Annotated in this window: 8 protein-coding genes; 2 read left to right on the forward strand and 6 right to left on the reverse strand. The window is 51.6% G+C overall.

Annotation, left to right across the window (positions count from 1 at the left end; genetic code table 11):
* Window positions 1–181 precede the first annotated feature (181 nt).
* Complete coding sequence (locus ACFMKP_RS11150; protein WP_382291810.1) at window positions 182–2,845, reverse strand: hypothetical protein; 2,664 nt, start codon at window positions 2,843–2,845, stop codon at window positions 182–184.
* Window positions 2,846–3,110: 265 nt separating this feature from the next.
* Complete coding sequence (locus ACFMKP_RS11155) at window positions 3,111–4,025, reverse strand: PIG-L family deacetylase (protein ID WP_382291812.1); 915 nt, start codon at window positions 4,023–4,025, stop codon at window positions 3,111–3,113.
* 194 nt (window positions 4,026–4,219) lie between these two features.
* Here ACFMKP_RS11155 and ACFMKP_RS11160 point away from each other — a divergent pair, with 194 nt between their 5' ends.
* Complete coding sequence (locus ACFMKP_RS11160; protein ID WP_382291814.1) at window positions 4,220–6,598, forward strand: PAS domain S-box protein; 2,379 nt, start codon at window positions 4,220–4,222, stop codon at window positions 6,596–6,598.
* A gap of 43 nt (window positions 6,599–6,641) precedes the next feature.
* On the opposite strand, the gene ACFMKP_RS11165 is transcribed toward ACFMKP_RS11160, so the two are convergent.
* From ACFMKP_RS11165 to ACFMKP_RS11175, 3 genes are read right to left on the reverse strand one after another with little or no spacing between them, the layout of a single operon-like run.
* A complete protein-coding gene (locus ACFMKP_RS11165) occupies window positions 6,642–8,204 on the reverse strand; it encodes a hypothetical protein (protein ID WP_382291816.1) in 1,563 nt (520 codons plus the stop codon).
* A 12-nt stretch (window positions 8,205–8,216) separates the two neighbouring features.
* Window positions 8,217–8,579, reverse strand: coding sequence for a hypothetical protein (locus ACFMKP_RS11170; RefSeq protein WP_054532368.1), 363 nt, complete (start codon window positions 8,577–8,579; stop codon window positions 8,217–8,219).
* An 11-nt stretch (window positions 8,580–8,590) separates the two neighbouring features.
* Complete coding sequence (locus ACFMKP_RS11175; RefSeq protein ID WP_054532367.1) at window positions 8,591–8,947, reverse strand: DUF2089 domain-containing protein; 357 nt, start codon at window positions 8,945–8,947, stop codon at window positions 8,591–8,593.
* A gap of 407 nt (window positions 8,948–9,354) precedes the next feature.
* Between ACFMKP_RS11175 and ACFMKP_RS11180 the strand changes: the two genes are divergently transcribed.
* Window positions 9,355–12,138 (forward strand): helicase C-terminal domain-containing protein, encoded by a 2,784-nt coding sequence (locus ACFMKP_RS11180; protein WP_382291819.1) that lies wholly within the window; start codon window positions 9,355–9,357, stop codon window positions 12,136–12,138.
* Between the two features lie 170 nt (window positions 12,139–12,308).
* Here the strand turns inward: ACFMKP_RS11180 and ACFMKP_RS11185 are convergent, their stop codons facing one another.
* A complete protein-coding gene (locus ACFMKP_RS11185) occupies window positions 12,309–15,167 on the reverse strand; it encodes a penicillin-binding protein (RefSeq protein WP_382291821.1) in 2,859 nt (952 codons plus the stop codon).
* Window positions 15,168–15,270 lie beyond the last annotated feature (103 nt).

Genomic DNA, 15,270 nt, shown 5'->3' on the forward strand with positions numbered 1-15,270 from the left:
TTGCTCCTCTATTCAATCATGAGTGGCTATAGGCTATGGGCTTTGGGAACCGCGAAGCACACGAAGGTTTCCTTTTTTAGCCACGAATTGCCCGAAGCATAGATTGTAGTCACAGATTTTTTGCCTTCTGCCTTTTGCCTTTTGCCTTCATCCCCGATCCCCAACCCCCGATCCCCAACCCTCAACGCGGATACAGATAGCGAATCGTCTCAATATTGATTTCCATTGGAGCCATGCGCCACTCAGTTTGCCATTCTTGCTCCCGCCATGTCAACTGGGTAAAGGCCGGATTCCAAGGTTGGCCAGTTATGAGCGTTTTTCCATCGTTATCTAAGGCTAATAATCGATGCTCAGTCGGCTCAATCTGCGAACGCAAAGCTAGGCTTGGTTGCTGCGTATTATAGATGCTCAGGCGACGTTTAAGCCCAACATAACCAAAATTCACCGCTAGCCACTTACCATCAGGCGACCATAAAAACTGGTCTTGGCTATGAGCATAAAAGCCTGCATCAAGCTGATACCAGCGTTGCTGCGCAAATTCATACAAGCCAACATAGTGATCATGCTTGGGGTTCAAGCTTGGTAGAATTAACCCAAAACGCTCACCATCGGGCGCAAAGCTCAAGCCCACCAGATCGATCAATGGCAGCGTCAATTCATGGCTTTGTTGCGCGACCAAATCGAGCACCTTCACCAACATGGTTTGCTTATTCGCCGTTGCCAGGGGATAGAGCAACCAGCGTTGGTTGGGAGAAACAATGATCCTGGCATAGATTGGGGCACTTGTAACTGCTGGATCATTGGCAACAACGCTGGGAATTTCGGCCAGTTTTGTGGCTTGAAACGGTGGGCCTAATTGCACCCGCCAAAGCACCTGCGGGTTCGGCCCAGCTTGGAGAAAATAAGCGCTATCGCCGTGCCATGCAATTGGTTTAGCCCATTGCAACTCAGGCCATGTCCTTGAATCAGCGAGAATATTCCATGCGCCGGTTTGCACATTAATCTGAACTAACTGACTGGAGCCAGTAAATTGATCACTGCGCTGTAAATCTTGGCCCACAATCACCAGCAAGCTGCGATAATCGGGTGCCAGCAAGGGGTCAAAATCCAACTCACCAGTACTAACAATTTTTTCAAATTGCCATTCCACAGTTCGTTGGGTGCTTAGGTCGAGCATTTGCCACTGGCGTGATTGGGGGCGTTGTAGCACTAAGGGCAACTGATTGTAACGCGGAAACGTGCGCACCACAAAATCGGCAAGTAACTCCGTGTGCAAGTCGCTATCGATCCGCTGAATGCCACCGTTAGCAGCAATCAAGGCCACGGGCTTGGTCGTAGCAGGCACGATCGTTGGCAAAGCTGTCTGTTCATAGATCGAAACAGGGCTAGGCAAGGGCGTAACCGCTGCTTGAAATTCACTTGCAAGCGGTTCAATTGGCACACCGCTAACCTCGCCAAGCCACAGAATGCCATTATCGCCAATGATCGTTGGCTCAACCACTTGGGTCAACGTATTGGTTGCCATATTCCAAAGGCTAAGATCGCGTTTGGAACTCACATAATCAGGCGTGATTACTAACCATTGATCGGCACTATTGGTTGGATAGAGGCTGCTAAACATATCATGCTTGATCGTGGCAATCAATCGGCCAGTTTGCAGATCATAGGCTAAATAGTCATCATTTGCGCTGAACGAACTGGTAGGCGGAGCCGCACTATCAATAACTAAGATCGTTTGATCGTTGGATAAAAAGCCTGCTCTGGGCATCCACTCAAATGGGCTTGCGTCTAATTCAACTGAACGCTCATCGCCAGTTGCCCAATTGATCAGGCTCAATGTTGTTGGGCTACGAAATACGCCCAATAACGGTTGGCTGCCATCGCCCAAAATTGTAGCATTGGAGAGTGAACCAAATTCTTGGTAGGCTTGGGTTGCAGGGTCATAGTGAAATAGGGTTTCCGGTGTGGAAAACCAAATATGGCCAGTGCTAGTGCGCAACAGTTGATCAACTGCTGGCAATTTAAAATTTTGGGCTGGTTGCAGCAAAATTCCATCATTCAACCCAAGGTGACTTAAACGCCAGGTCATCGTTGCTTGATTAATTTCAATCAGATAGACCCCAGTGCCAGCCTGATCAAGCGTCAAGTGACTTGTATAATCAAGCGCCGTTTTGGGCAACAAACCATAGCGCCATAGTTCGCGACCAGTCGCCAAATCAAGCGCAACCAATTGCTGATTGCGCGGAATCAAGACACGTTGTTGCGCAGGCAACAAGGCCATAAAGCGGTCGGCATAGGCATCAACGGCAGCAATCGAAACCAAATTATTGGAGTCGATTCGCACGAGGTTATGGCCCGCAGGATTATGCACAATCGCATAGCGCTGACTTTGGCTGGCTGGCGTTGAGCGCGCAGTTGGCGCTGGCAACGGCGTAACGGTTGCGGCTGGTAGATTGGTTGGTGCTGGCTCAATCACTGGCACAATCGTAGGTAAGCGAGTCGGATCACCGGGCAAATTAGGAGGAACGGTTGTCAGCGCAAGTTCTGGTTGCACCGTCACCAAACGAATCTCGCCCAGTTTATCGGGCACGAGCCGAATTGATGGTGGCTCTGTAGGGCGGGTAGGAAACGGCGCAGCAATCAAGGTCGGGCTAGGTTGAATACTTGGCGTTGGCGAGCCAAGCAAGGCCACAGCGCTTGGTTCAATTGGTGGCGCATCAGGCTCATTGGGCATCAATGTCAGCGCCAGCATCAAACCAATTAAGCCCAGCGCCCCCACCACTGGCAACACCCGCCACCAATTGCGATCCTTGCCAAGTTTGACTCGCTCTCGTTGTGGTTGCATCGAAATTCTTCCTCTCTATTCAATCATGAGTGGCGATGGGCTATGGGCTTTTGGCGTTAACCATAGCCTGATCCCCTCACCCCCTAGCCCCCTCGCCCGCCCACGGGCGAGGGGGAACCACGCGGCACTTACTCCCCTCGCCCGCGTTCAGTGGGAGAGGGGCTGGGGGTGAGGGCATGCTACTTATTCCCAATCTAATGAACCCACATATAGCCGATAGCTCATAGCCCGATCCCCGATCCCCGATCCCCAGCCTCCATTCGCCTTACAAGCCTGCAAACAAATCGTGCTCGTGGCCGTTGGGGGCTGGCACAACCCGACTAAATTGCTCGCGGCCAAGAAAGCGCTGACGCAACAAACGTGGCAGTTTAAAGCTCAGCGCCATTTGGCCAAGTTGGCTGCGATGAGCCTGCCAAGCAGCAACTTTTTGGTCAATCACACTTGAGCAATCAACACTGGCGGTTGGCGGATTAACCGCATCCAAGATCTTTACAAAATCAACATCGCCATTATTGCCACCCTTACGTGGGTCGCGGCCCGAAAGTCGCCATGCCCGCACCATCAATTTAATCATCAAGGGATTAAAGGTCGAGTAATAGAGTTTGCGCGGAGTCCAAGTTGGCAAGCCAGCATCAAGTTGTTCGGGCAACCACGAGCCAGCGCCAGCGCGCTCGAAGGCCATATGGGTCGCATGGTGGATGGCAATATGATCGGGATGGCCATAGCCGCCATATTCATTAAAGGTAATCACCACCTGTGGTTGAATTGCTCGAATTGCGGCGGTTATTTTGGCGGCAACTGCTTCGACCGGGGCTTGCACCAAAGCTTCGGGGTGCTCGTTAGCGGGCGTGTTAGCCATACCCGAATCACGATAATTTAAAAAGTGATAGGCGGCCAAACCCATCGCATTAGCTGCATCGCCCAACTCGGTTGCCCGCAGCGTAGCAATATCGCCGTAGCCATGCAACAAACTTTGGTCAACATCGCCAGCCTCGCCACGGGTGGCACAAATATAATGCACACTAACCCCGTGATGGGCATAATAGGCAATCGTGCCAGCGTTGCCAAAACTCTCGTCATCGGGGTGAGCATAGACAAACAGCAAGCGGCGGGTCATTGGCGCAGTATTCAGCCAATGCGATTCAATCCCATAAGCGCGCAGATCGCATGGAAAATGCATGGGAGCGTTCCTCACACAAACAATAGGTATGGTCGGACGCTTTGGGCTGTTTGTCAAGAACGTGGCAATATTGGCCTGCAACGTATACCAAGCCTATAGTATACTTAAGCTACGCTGTTCTCCAACTAATCTAGCTTCGTTCCGGCCCAACATTGCTCAATTACGCTAGTTTCGTTCATCCTATGGTGAGAGTTATGCATTGGTGCTCGTTGATTCCAAGCACATTAAGCGATGCTCAAGCACGCCAACAGTTATTGCTGGTGATGCTGAGGGGTGTCTTTTTTGTTTTTACGCCCGTTCAAATTCTGTTAAGTTTGATGCAGGCAAGCATTAGCTGGCCCCGCCTAGCAGTCATTGGGGTGGTCAATCTGATCTGTGTTTGGCTCTGGAGCTTAGTCAAACGCAACCAGCTTGATCACGCAGCCAAGCTGTTTGTTGGCTTATTTTGGCTAGTATTTAGCGGTTTGATGCTCACCACTGGCGGAATTGCGTCGCCTTCGATCATTGCCTATTTTTTTGTTATTTTTGCTGCCAGCTTTTTGCTCAGCGAACGCGCTAGCTTGCTGGTTGCCCTGCTCAGTTTAGGTGTAACTTTAGCCGCAGTAGTGCTCGAAAGCCAGCAACTGCTGCCAAAGCCATTAATTGTTTATACGCCATTTTCGCGCTGGCTCAGCTATAGTTTTTACTTTGGCTTGATGCTGGTTTTTCAAATTGTCAGTGGGCGCTTGGTTTATAACGCCTTGCAAAAAGCCCAAACTGAGTTGAACGAACGCCAACGAATCGAAGCTGAATTACGCCATTCTGAAGCCCAATATCGCCTACTTTTCGAAACTACGCCAATTGGGATTGGTATGGCCAAAATGGATGGCACAGTCATCGCGGTCAATCCAACTGGCAGCCACATGCTGGGCTATAGCAATGAAGAATTTATGCAATTCAAGCTCGAACAGTTGTATGCTTATCCCAATCAGCGTGCCGACATCATTCAAATGGCCCAACAACACGGCAAAATTCGCGATTTTGAAATGGCGTTTCGCCACCGTGATGGTGATTTAGTGTGGGCCTTGGTCAATGTTGATCTGCAATCGATCAACGATGAGTTGGTGACCATTTCGACCTTGCGCGACATTACCGGCCAACGCACTGCTGAACAGGCTTTACGTACCAACGAGGCTCGTTTTCGCGCAATGTTTGAGCACGCAGCAATTGGCATTGTCCTAATTGATACCAATGGTGTGGCCTTCCGCGCCAACCCGACCGCCTGTATGTTGTTCAATTTTAGCGAACGCGATTTGCAACACGAGCCGTTTATCAACTTTACCCATCCCGATGACCGTGAATTTGAAATGAGCTTAAACCAAGAGTTGCTTGCTGGGCAGTGCGATTCGTATCAAATTGAAAAACGCTTTTTACGCTCCGATGGCGGGATTGTGTGGGGTCGTTTGTGTGCCTCGTTGGTGCAAGATAGCGACGATAACCCACTCTTTACCATCGCCATGATCGAGGATCTTAGCTCATACAAAGCAACCCGTGAGCAGCTCGACCTGCAAATGCAAACCCTCACTGCGCTCTACTATAGCTCGCAACGCTTAACCACCAAGCTCAAAGTCGAAGAACTGGCCCGCGATGTTGCGGATAGCTGTGTTAATATTTTTGGCGCGCAACGGGCTTGGCTCACGCTCAATCAAAGCGATCAATTGCTTGACCACACCAATCACAACGACCCGCAGCTCCCAAGCATCCAAATTGAAATAGAAACAGTCGAGCCGCTTGACGACAGTGTTAGCCAGACCATGGCTTTTCCATTGGTCAGCCATAATCACACCTTTGGCATGCTCAATTTGCAAAGCAACCAAGCCGATTTCTTTCAAGCTGAACGCAACGATATGCTGCAAACCTATGCCAGCCAAGTTGCCGCCGCCTTGGATAATGCGCTGCTCTTCCAGCATTTGCAACAGATCAATCATGAAGTTACCAGCGCCTACGATATGACGATTGAAGGCTGGTCGCGGGCCTTGGATCTGCGCGATCACGAGACCGAAGGCCATACCCAGCGCGTGACGTGGATGACCGAACAGCTTGCAGCAGCAATGGGCAAATTCAGCGCAGAGGAATTAATTCATGTGCGGCGCGGCGCGTTGCTCCACGATATTGGCAAAATGGGCGTGCCCGATGCAATTTTGCACAAGCCAGGCCCGCTCGATGATGATGAATGGGTGATTATGCGCCGCCATCCAGTCTATGCCTACCAGTTACTCGCGCCAATTCTCTATTTGCAAGGCTCGCTCGATATTCCGCATTATCATCATGAACGCTGGGATGGCACGGGCTATCCCAAGGGCTTGCAAGCAGAAGCGATTCCCTTGGCTGCACGGGTGTTTGCCGTGGTCGATGTTTGGGATGCCTTGCGCTCTGATCGTCCGTATCGCAAGGGCTGGTCGGATCAGCGGATTATGGAATATCTCGCAACGGAATCGGGCAAGCATTTTGATCCAATGGTGGTTGAGGTATTTTTGCAATTGCTTAAAACTATGAGCGTTGCCGAGGTACGCAACCCAGTCAGCGAGCAATGAAAAACAGGCGAGCTAGCACACTAGCCCGCCTGTTGAGCAAATTTTAGCCTAATGCTTCGAGCAAGAGCGCTGCTTCGTCGGCGCTAATCTTGCCACTTTGCACCATCTTCAAAATCGCCAAGCGTTCTTGGGTTTTATCAACTGCTGGAGCTTCGGCTGCTGGAGTTTCAGCTGCTTGGGCAACAGGTGCGGCCTGCGCTGCAGCTGCTGCTTGCTCTGGCGTAATCCGCACGGTATCGCCGGTGTAGGCCACGTGTTGGCTTGATGATGATCCATCATCTTCACTAATCGAGACGCGATGTGGCGCATTTGGCGCTGCTGGTGGCGCTGGCGCATTTGGCGCTGCTGGTGGCGCTGGCGGGCGTGGCGCATTTGGCCGAGCAACATTTTTCTCGATATTGCCCAAGGCTTGGCCAATCGCCTCGTAAGCGCGGCTAATGCCTTCATCAGCAGCTCGTTTGGCTTGCTCTTTCAAGCGCTCGATTCGCTCAGGGTCGAAACGATATTCGCGTTCGTTGATCCGCACGCTGACACGTTCGGCGGCTTTGGCAGCCCGTTCAGCAGCGCGTTCGGTGGCTTGGCGGGCGCGTTCAGCAGCCTTTTCGCCCTTGCCACCATGCCAATCGCGGCTGAGTTCGCTGAATTGGGCGGCAATATCACGGCCCATCGAGGCTAGGTCATCGGTGAAATCGCGAATTGCGCGGTTGAAATCATCGCTCTTCCAATTCCAGTTGCCGCCCCAATTGCCGCTGCCCACGCTCTTCGATTGGCCTGCTGCCGCAGCGCCACGAATGCTCAAATCGCCTTGTACATTGACTTCGAGCCGAGCCGAGCCATTGCCCCAGGTCAGGCTAATGCCACCAGGCTCACGGTCGGCCATGCCGGAAACATCGCCTTGCACAAAGCCGTTGACGGTCAAATTGGCATCGTCGGTAACTTCCAAAATCAGATCGCCACTCGCATTGGCGTGATAGACGTGCTCAGGGAACCAATTGACACCTAATTTCAAATCGCCATCAACGTGAATTGGCGCAAGGCTCTTGATTAGGCCACGCAAGGTTGCATCGCCACTCACCCGAGTAACTGCCACATCACCAGTAATATCGCTAGCGCTCAAATCGCCATGAATATTGCTAATCGTCAGGTTATGCACTTGGCCGATTTTTGCATCGCCATTGACATTTTTGACTACCACAGTATCAGCGTTCTCATAGATTTTGAGATCGCCATCAATGTTGGCGATGGTAATGTTGGCGCTTTTGGTTAATACCGCATCGCCCTGCACCGAAGCACCTTCGAAGGTTTGCACATCGCGAATATTAAGATCGCCTTCAATTTGGCGGGTGTGAACTGCCGCAATCCCACTAATATCCAGGTCGCCTTGCACTACTTCTAGGGTCAAGGTTGTGCCATGGGGCAAGCGCAATTCCAAATCATCGGAGCAGCGCTCGATCGAAAGATGGCCTTCTTGGGCGCGAAAACTAATCTCATCTTCAGCAACATCAAACCAGGCTTCGGCGAGATCGTGGGCAATAACCCGTAAGTTTCCTTCACAAATGCGAACCGCCACGGTTGGATTCGTACCAATATTAATACGTTGTTGCATCGCTCAGACTCCTTATTCAACCACAATTTCAATACGTTCGCCGTCTTCAAGATCTTCCATATCAACGATTTTGCCAGTCATACCGCCGCGAATTGCTTCCAACATTTCGTCAAAGTTAAGCGTCGTATGTTTGTTGGAAGCAAAGCGTGCACCGAGTTTCAAGCCAATGCTAATCAAGCCAACTGGAATATTGACATTGATTTTGTGATGGTTGGACTTCAAATCGGTTACCCGAATGCGCACCCATTGAGCACGCACTGGGCGAGAAATTCGATTGTTTGGCTCCATCACGCCAAGCAAACGTGCGCCTTCTTCGGCAGTCAATTGGCCATTTTCAATCAGGCGCAAAATGCGCATGCGTTCTTCGGTTGCCATTGAATACCTTCCTAGCCTTGCAGCAGTTTGAGCGCTTCTTCAGCACTCAGTTCGCCGGTTTCAAGTTGCCGCAACACCTCGCGCGAATCAGGTCGCGAAATTGAGGGCGGCGCACCCAAAGCAGCAGCGATTTCGTCCATGCGCATTCGCGCTGTCGTATACGACACATTCAACGAGCCTGCGACTTGGTTGACGTTGCCCCGATGTTGGGCCAAGAGTTCCACAAAGCTGAGTTGTTCGCGGGTCAAACGTCCCAAGCGCCCGAGCGTAAATTGGCCTTCAATCGCCGTGTTGCAAATTGCACATTCCAACCGAGTGCTGGTGAGTTCGCCCATACAAACTGGACATTGAGTCAAGATAGGATTCATCAATACCTCGCGAAGTATCAGTTCATCTACGAAAAAGTGTAACCTATCCTGATAATAATTGTCAATCTATCTTATATTAATTTTAGATTAGAAAGTTTTAGCTAAAAAATGGCTGGTATTAAGATCCCCTCACCCCAACCCCTCTCCCGCCCAGCAGGCGAGGGGCTTTAACCGCGTGGTTCTCTCCCAATTCCTTGGTGCATCACGGATGCTCTCCCTCGCCCGCATTCAGTGGATGACGAAACTTCAACTATTTCGCTCCCCCTCGCCCGCGTTCAGTGGGAGAGGGGGCTGGGGGGTGAGGGAATAAACCAAAATGAGACCTTCGATCGACTTGTTTTGAGGCCTAGAACAGGTATAATGGCAAAACATTTGAGCGACATCGAGCTTGCTAGCGAGGAGCATCTGTGGAACCGATATATATCGCCTTGGACTTGGAAACAACTGGCTTAGAACCAGGGCGCGATGAGATTATTGAAGTTGGGGCCGTTAAATTTCGTGGCAACGAGGTTCTCGAAACCTACCAAACCTTGGTCAAACCCAAACAGGTGCTACCAATCAAAATTGCTCGTTTAACTGGCATCGATGCTCACGAATTAACCACCGCGCCAAGCTTTAATAGCATTGGTGGCCAAGTAGCCAAATTTCTCAAAAGCTATCCAATTATTGGTCATTCGGTTGATGGTGATTTGCGCTTTTTGCAGCAACAAGGGCTAAAAGTCACCCAGCCGCATTACGATACCTTCGATTTGGCGACCTTGTTGATTCCGCAATTGCCCAATTATTCGCTTTCAACGATCGCCGAACATTTGCAAATTGCCCATCCTGATGCCCACCGCGCTTTGGCCGATGCCGAAGCGAGTCGCTTGGTGTTTACTGCGTTGCTCGATAAATTGGCTGAATTATCGGCTGCCGAATTGCATAACATCGCTCAAACTACCCAAAAATTGCAATGGCCGCTGGCTAAATTATTTGGCGAAATTGCCAAACGCCGCGTGCAAACGGTCTGGCAAGCACCAATTGAATTTCAGCCCAAACCAATTGTGCGTCCGATTGCGCTTGAACCAACTGGCAACCAACAATTGCTCGATAGCCAAGCGATTGGCGCAATGTTCGGGGCCGAAGGTGGCTTTAGCCGCATGTTTCCTGGCTACGAGCCACGCCAACCACAAATCGAAATGACGGTTGCTATCGCCGAAGCGCTCAATCAAGGCGATACCTTGATGATCGAAGCGCCAACCGGCACGGGCAAAAGCTTGGCCTACCTCGTGCCCGCCGCCCAATGGGCACGCCAACGCGGCGAACGGGTTGTCATCTCGACCAACACGATTAACTTGCAAGATCAGCTGTGTTCCAAAGATATTCCGACTGTGCAAGCGCTCTTGGCAGAGCATCCCGACCAAGCACCAGCGTTGCGCGCCGTGCAGCTCAAAGGTCGCAGCAACTACCTATGTTTGAAGCGCTACGAAGCCTTTCGCGCCCAACCAGACCACAACGAAGATCAAACCCGTGGCTTGTTGAAGTTGCAACTGTGGTTGCCATCAACCAACAACGGCGACCGCTCGGAATTAATGCTGATTCAAGGCGAACAGCAGGTTTGGAATAATGTTAATGTTGATCCCGACCAATGTTTGCGCCAACGCTGCTCGCTCTACAACGAATGTTTCTTCTTCAAGGCCCGCGCTGAGGCCGAAAACGCCCATATTGTGGTTGCCAATCATGCCTTGTTGATGGCCGATGTTAAATCGCCTGGCATTTTGCCACGCTACGATCATTTGATTATCGACGAAGCGCATAACCTCGAAGATGTTGCCACCGACCAATTGGGCTTTCGGATTTCGCAACACAGCTTAAACAGCTTGCTCAACGATATGCACAGCACAGGCGGCGCACGTTTAGCGAGCGGCGTGCTCAACGAGTGGCCGCAACTCTTCCGTTTGAGCACGGTCGACCATAAAGAGCAACGCAAACTCGAAGATATTAGCGCCGATGTGCGCCCGAATGTTGAAAAAGCCCGCGATGCAGCCCAACAATTGTTCAGCATTTTCAACGATATTATGGCCAAAGATCGCAGCGTAACCCAATACGATCCTCAATTGCGCATCACTACCAAAATTCGCCGCCATGCTGAATGGAGCCAAGTTGAGCAAACATGGGAAAATTTGAGCATTAATTTGCGCAAAATTGGCGATGGTTTTGGCAAACTCCAAGCAATTTTGGATAATCTCGAAGGCCGCGATATTAATGGCTACGACGATTTGGTGATGCGGGTCAAGGGCATTGTCAATGCCTGCGGCGAATTACAACGCCAATTTGATCTGGTGATTTATGGCAACGAAGAGACCGTGGCCTGGCTCACCGCCGATCAACGCCGCCGCGAATTGTTGGTCCAAGCAGCGCCAATTCATGTTGGGCCGTTGCTCACCGAAGATCTTTGGATGAAGAAACGGGCCAATATTTTGGTTTCAGCCACGCTTTCGGTCAGTAATAGCTTCGATTACCCCAAGCAACGCTTGGGCTTAGATGAAGCCACAGCCATGCAGCTCGATTCGCCATTCGATTACAGCAAATCGACCTTAATCTATTTGCCAACCGATATGCCCGAACCCAATGAGCGCAATTATCAACGCGCCATGGAAGACGCATTAATTAATTTATGTAAAGCGACTGGTGGCCGCACCTTAGCCTTGTTCACCGCCAATACATCGCTACGCCAAACCTACCATGGCATTAGCGAAAGCCTTGAGCAAGCGGATATTTCGACTTTAGCGCAAGGCATGGATGGCTCGCGGCGTTCGTTGATCCAACGCTTCAAATCTGACCCACGCACGGTTTTGTTGGGTACAGCCTCGTTTTGGGAAGGCGTGGATGTGGTTGGTGATGCCTTGAGCGTGTTGGTGATTACCAAGTTGCCCTTCAGCGTGCCCAACGACCCAGTGTTTTCGGCGCGATCCGAGGGGTTCGACGATGCTTTTGCTGAATACTCAGTGCCGCAAGCGATTTTGCGCTTCAAACAAGGCTTTGGCCGCCTCATTCGCTCCAAAGATGATCGCGGGATTGTGGTGGTGCTTGATCGGCGCTTGCTCAGCAAAAACTATGGTCGCCAATTCCTCGAATCATTGCCCGATTGCACCGTGCAGCGCAAGCCGCTTTCTGAGCTCGCAACTACTGCGGCCCGCTGGTTGGTTTAAATTCCCTCACCCCAACCCCTCTCCCGCCCAGCGGGAGAGGGGCTTTTCATATGTTCTTGCACAATTCCAAGGGTCAGCTCCCCTCGCCCGCGCCGTGGGAGATTGGTAAACAAGGGTCGGCTCCCCCTCGCCCGCGTCCAGTGGGAGAGGGGGTTGGGGGGTGAGGGAACTTATTTCACGCTCAATACACTGACGCTGCTGGTTACACGGTTGCCAGCTTGATCGATTGCTGTGGCGACAACGCGATAGGTTCCAGCTTGGGTTGGGCTAAAATCAAGGCTATAGGGCGCTTGATCGCGCATAAACACCTCGCCATTGACCGTCCACTCAACCTTGGCAAGCTGGCGATCATCTTGGGCGTTGGCTTGAAACTGCACTGATTGGCCGCGCAAGGCCGTAGCTGGCACCGTGATGCTAATTGTTGGTGCAGTTCGATCAAGATAGATCGTGACTCGTTGCTCGTTCATGCCATTGCTTTGCTCAACCAACAAACGCAAACTATACTCGCCTTCGGGCAAGCCATCAGCATTCCAAATTGCCAACAAGCCATTGGAAATCCCGCCAAAGCCTTCGATAATCGTCGTCCAGCTGCTAGGATTCGCGCCAGTGCCCCAAGCAACCGTATAATCGCCAGCAGCGCTGCCGCGAATGCGAATTGGCGCGGCTAAGGCTGCACCATCTGTTGGCTCGATCAAGGCAATTGGAACATTGGCGTTGCCTGCATTGGTTGGATTCACCAAAGCACAAGGCTTGGTTGGCGGAGTTCCCAAGCCGCCAGTTTCGCCCCAATTGCCCGCCTCATCGGGATAGATTGCAAACACCCGATCTTCGCCTGGCTGGTCGGGCAAGGCCACACAATCGCCACTTGGGCCAACCCGAATCGTGCGATAGACATTTTCGGTTTCGACTGGCTCAGTGCCATTAACAAAATATTCGCTGCGAATGTTGGGGCAGGCTTTCGATGGTTTGGTGCCAGTTGGAATACAAACTTCGTGCTCGGCAACATTCGCTGGTGGCGTAAATTGCTCGATTGGCAAGCCTTCGTGGAACTTGGTCATCAGGCGATTCCAAATCACGGCAGCACCAAATGAGCCAGGCACTGCATCCATTGGGCTATTATCGCTATTACCAACCCACGCGCCAATCACCACGCTCGGCGTATAGCCAACCGTCCAGCTATCACGGTCGTCGTCGGTCGTGCCGGTTTTGACCGCCGCAGGCCGATCGTTGGGCAATTCCATGGCATTGTCAGGCCCAAACATCCACTCGCGGGCTTGGTTATCGCTCAACATACTTGAAACAATAAACGCCAAACCATTGCCATCTGGCCCCAAGGCTGGTTGGCTTGGTGGTTCGCTCCAAGCTTCGAGCACTTCGCCCCGCGTATTGACCACCTTCAAAATCGTTGAGGCAGGTCGATAATTGCCCTCGTTGGCAAACACGCTGTAGGCAGTGGTCAATTCCATTAGGGTTACTTCGCCGCCGCCAAGCGCCAACGATAAACCATAGCGGGGGCGATCATCGAGGGTGCTGATGCCAACCCGCTGCATCAAACGCAAAAACTCATCAATACCCACATGATCGAGGGTTTTGACCGCTGGCACGTTGAATGAATTGGCTAAGGCAACCCGAATCGAAACTGGCCCATGGAAATTACGATCATAATTTTTGGGCGCATAGACTTCGCCGCCAGCAAAGCGATATTCGGTGGGCACATCCCAAAGCACGCTGGCCGCCGTCCAATCGCGCATCATCGCCGCCGCATAGACAAACGGTTTGAGTGCCGAACCTGGTTGACGTTCGGCCAAAGCCACATTCACTTGGCCATCAATCGCCGCATTGTTGTAATCAGCCGAGCCGACCATCGCCAAGACTTGGTTGGTTTTGCGATCAAGCATCACTACCGCGCCGTTGGTTGCGTTTTGGGCAGTAATTTCGCTGACCCGTTGCTGCACCTCTTGCTGAGCGGTTGCCTGCCATTGCGGATCAAGCGTCGTGGTCACTCGCAAGCCGCCACGATAGAGCAATTCGGGGCCATAGCGCGCTTCAAGCAATTGGCGCACATAAAACACAAAGTGCGGTGCAGTTAAATTCACTTGCGACGGCTTGACATACAATACTTCAGCAAAGGCTTGTTCAGCTTGCTGCTTGGTAATCATATTGTTGCGCACCATTGCTGCCAAGACGATCTCTTGGCGTTGTTTGGCGGCATCGGCATTAACCAAGGGATCAAGTTGCGATGGCGATTGAGGCAAGCCAGCCAACATCGCTGCTTGGGCCAAGCTTAAATCGCTCACGCTAACCCCAAAATAGGCTTGGGCAGCGGCCTCAGCGCCATAGGCATTATTGCCATAGGGAATTTCGTTCAAATACAAGGCCAAAATTTGATCTTTGGAATAGCGTTGGCTAATTTGATAGGCCAAAATTGCCTCGCGAATTTTGCGCTTGGGCGTTTGCTGGCCGCGTTCTTCTGGCGAAAGCAACACATTGCGCACCAATTGCTGGGTAATCGTCGAAGCACCGCCTTGGCCAGTTTCTTGGTCGGTCAAATTGGCCAGCGCTGCACGGGCAATCGAAGGCAAATTAACCCCAGGATTGGTATAGAAATTACTATCTTCGACCGCAATTGTGGCCTGTTTAAGATACTCGGAGAAGGCGCTGAACGGCACGACCGTGCGTTGGCCAGCGTTAGGATCGAAAATCTCATACAGCAAGGTTGTGCCATCGCGGGCATAGAGTTTGGTGGTTTCAAAGGCGCGATGCGTGCCCAAATTATCAATCGAGGGCAAATTGCGGCTAAAATACCAATAGCCACCCAAGCCAGCTGCAAGGATGCAAAATACCCCAATCAGCAGCAGTTGCACCAAAAGAATCAGTGCTTTGAGCCACCATGGGCGCGCTTGACGGCGAGCAGCCCGCGCCGAACGCCGTTCCTGCCGAGTAGTTAATTGTGGTTGATCGCTGTTTGATTGTGCCATAGTCGTTTGGGGAATGGTCGCTGGGGAATGGGGGCTGGTTAAAATCAGCATATTCCCGATCCCTGACCCCTAATCCCTGACCCCCACAAATAAATTTTGCGATAAAATTATAGCATGCAGCCTACACCATTTTCGGTGATTATGCAGAAAGGAT

Origin of the sequence: Herpetosiphon sp. NSE202 (assembly GCF_042688385.1) — a bacterium.
GTDB lineage: Bacteria > Chloroflexota > Chloroflexia > Chloroflexales > Herpetosiphonaceae > Herpetosiphon.

What these genes read in the sequence shown, in the direction of transcription:
- ACFMKP_RS11155 (WP_382291812.1), bottom strand. Translation starts at nt 4,025, where the DNA reads ATGCATTTTCCATGCGATCTGCGCGCTTATGGGATTGAATCGCATTGG.
- ACFMKP_RS11170 (WP_054532368.1), bottom strand. Translation starts at nt 8,579, where the DNA reads ATGGCAACCGAAGAACGCATGCGCATTTTGCGCCTGATTGAAAATGGC.
- ACFMKP_RS11185 (WP_382291821.1), bottom strand. Translation starts at nt 15,167, where the DNA reads ATGCTGATTTTAACCAGCCCCCATTCCCCAGCGACCATTCCCCAAACG.
- ACFMKP_RS11160 (WP_382291814.1), top strand. Translation starts at nt 4,220, where the DNA reads ATGCATTGGTGCTCGTTGATTCCAAGCACATTAAGCGATGCTCAAGCA.
- ACFMKP_RS11150 (WP_382291810.1), bottom strand. Translation starts at nt 2,845, where the DNA reads ATGCAACCACAACGAGAGCGAGTCAAACTTGGCAAGGATCGCAATTGG.
- ACFMKP_RS11165 (WP_382291816.1), bottom strand. Translation starts at nt 8,204, where the DNA reads ATGCAACAACGTATTAATATTGGTACGAATCCAACCGTGGCGGTTCGC.
- ACFMKP_RS11175 (WP_054532367.1), bottom strand. Translation starts at nt 8,947, where the DNA reads ATGAATCCTATCTTGACTCAATGTCCAGTTTGTATGGGCGAACTCACC.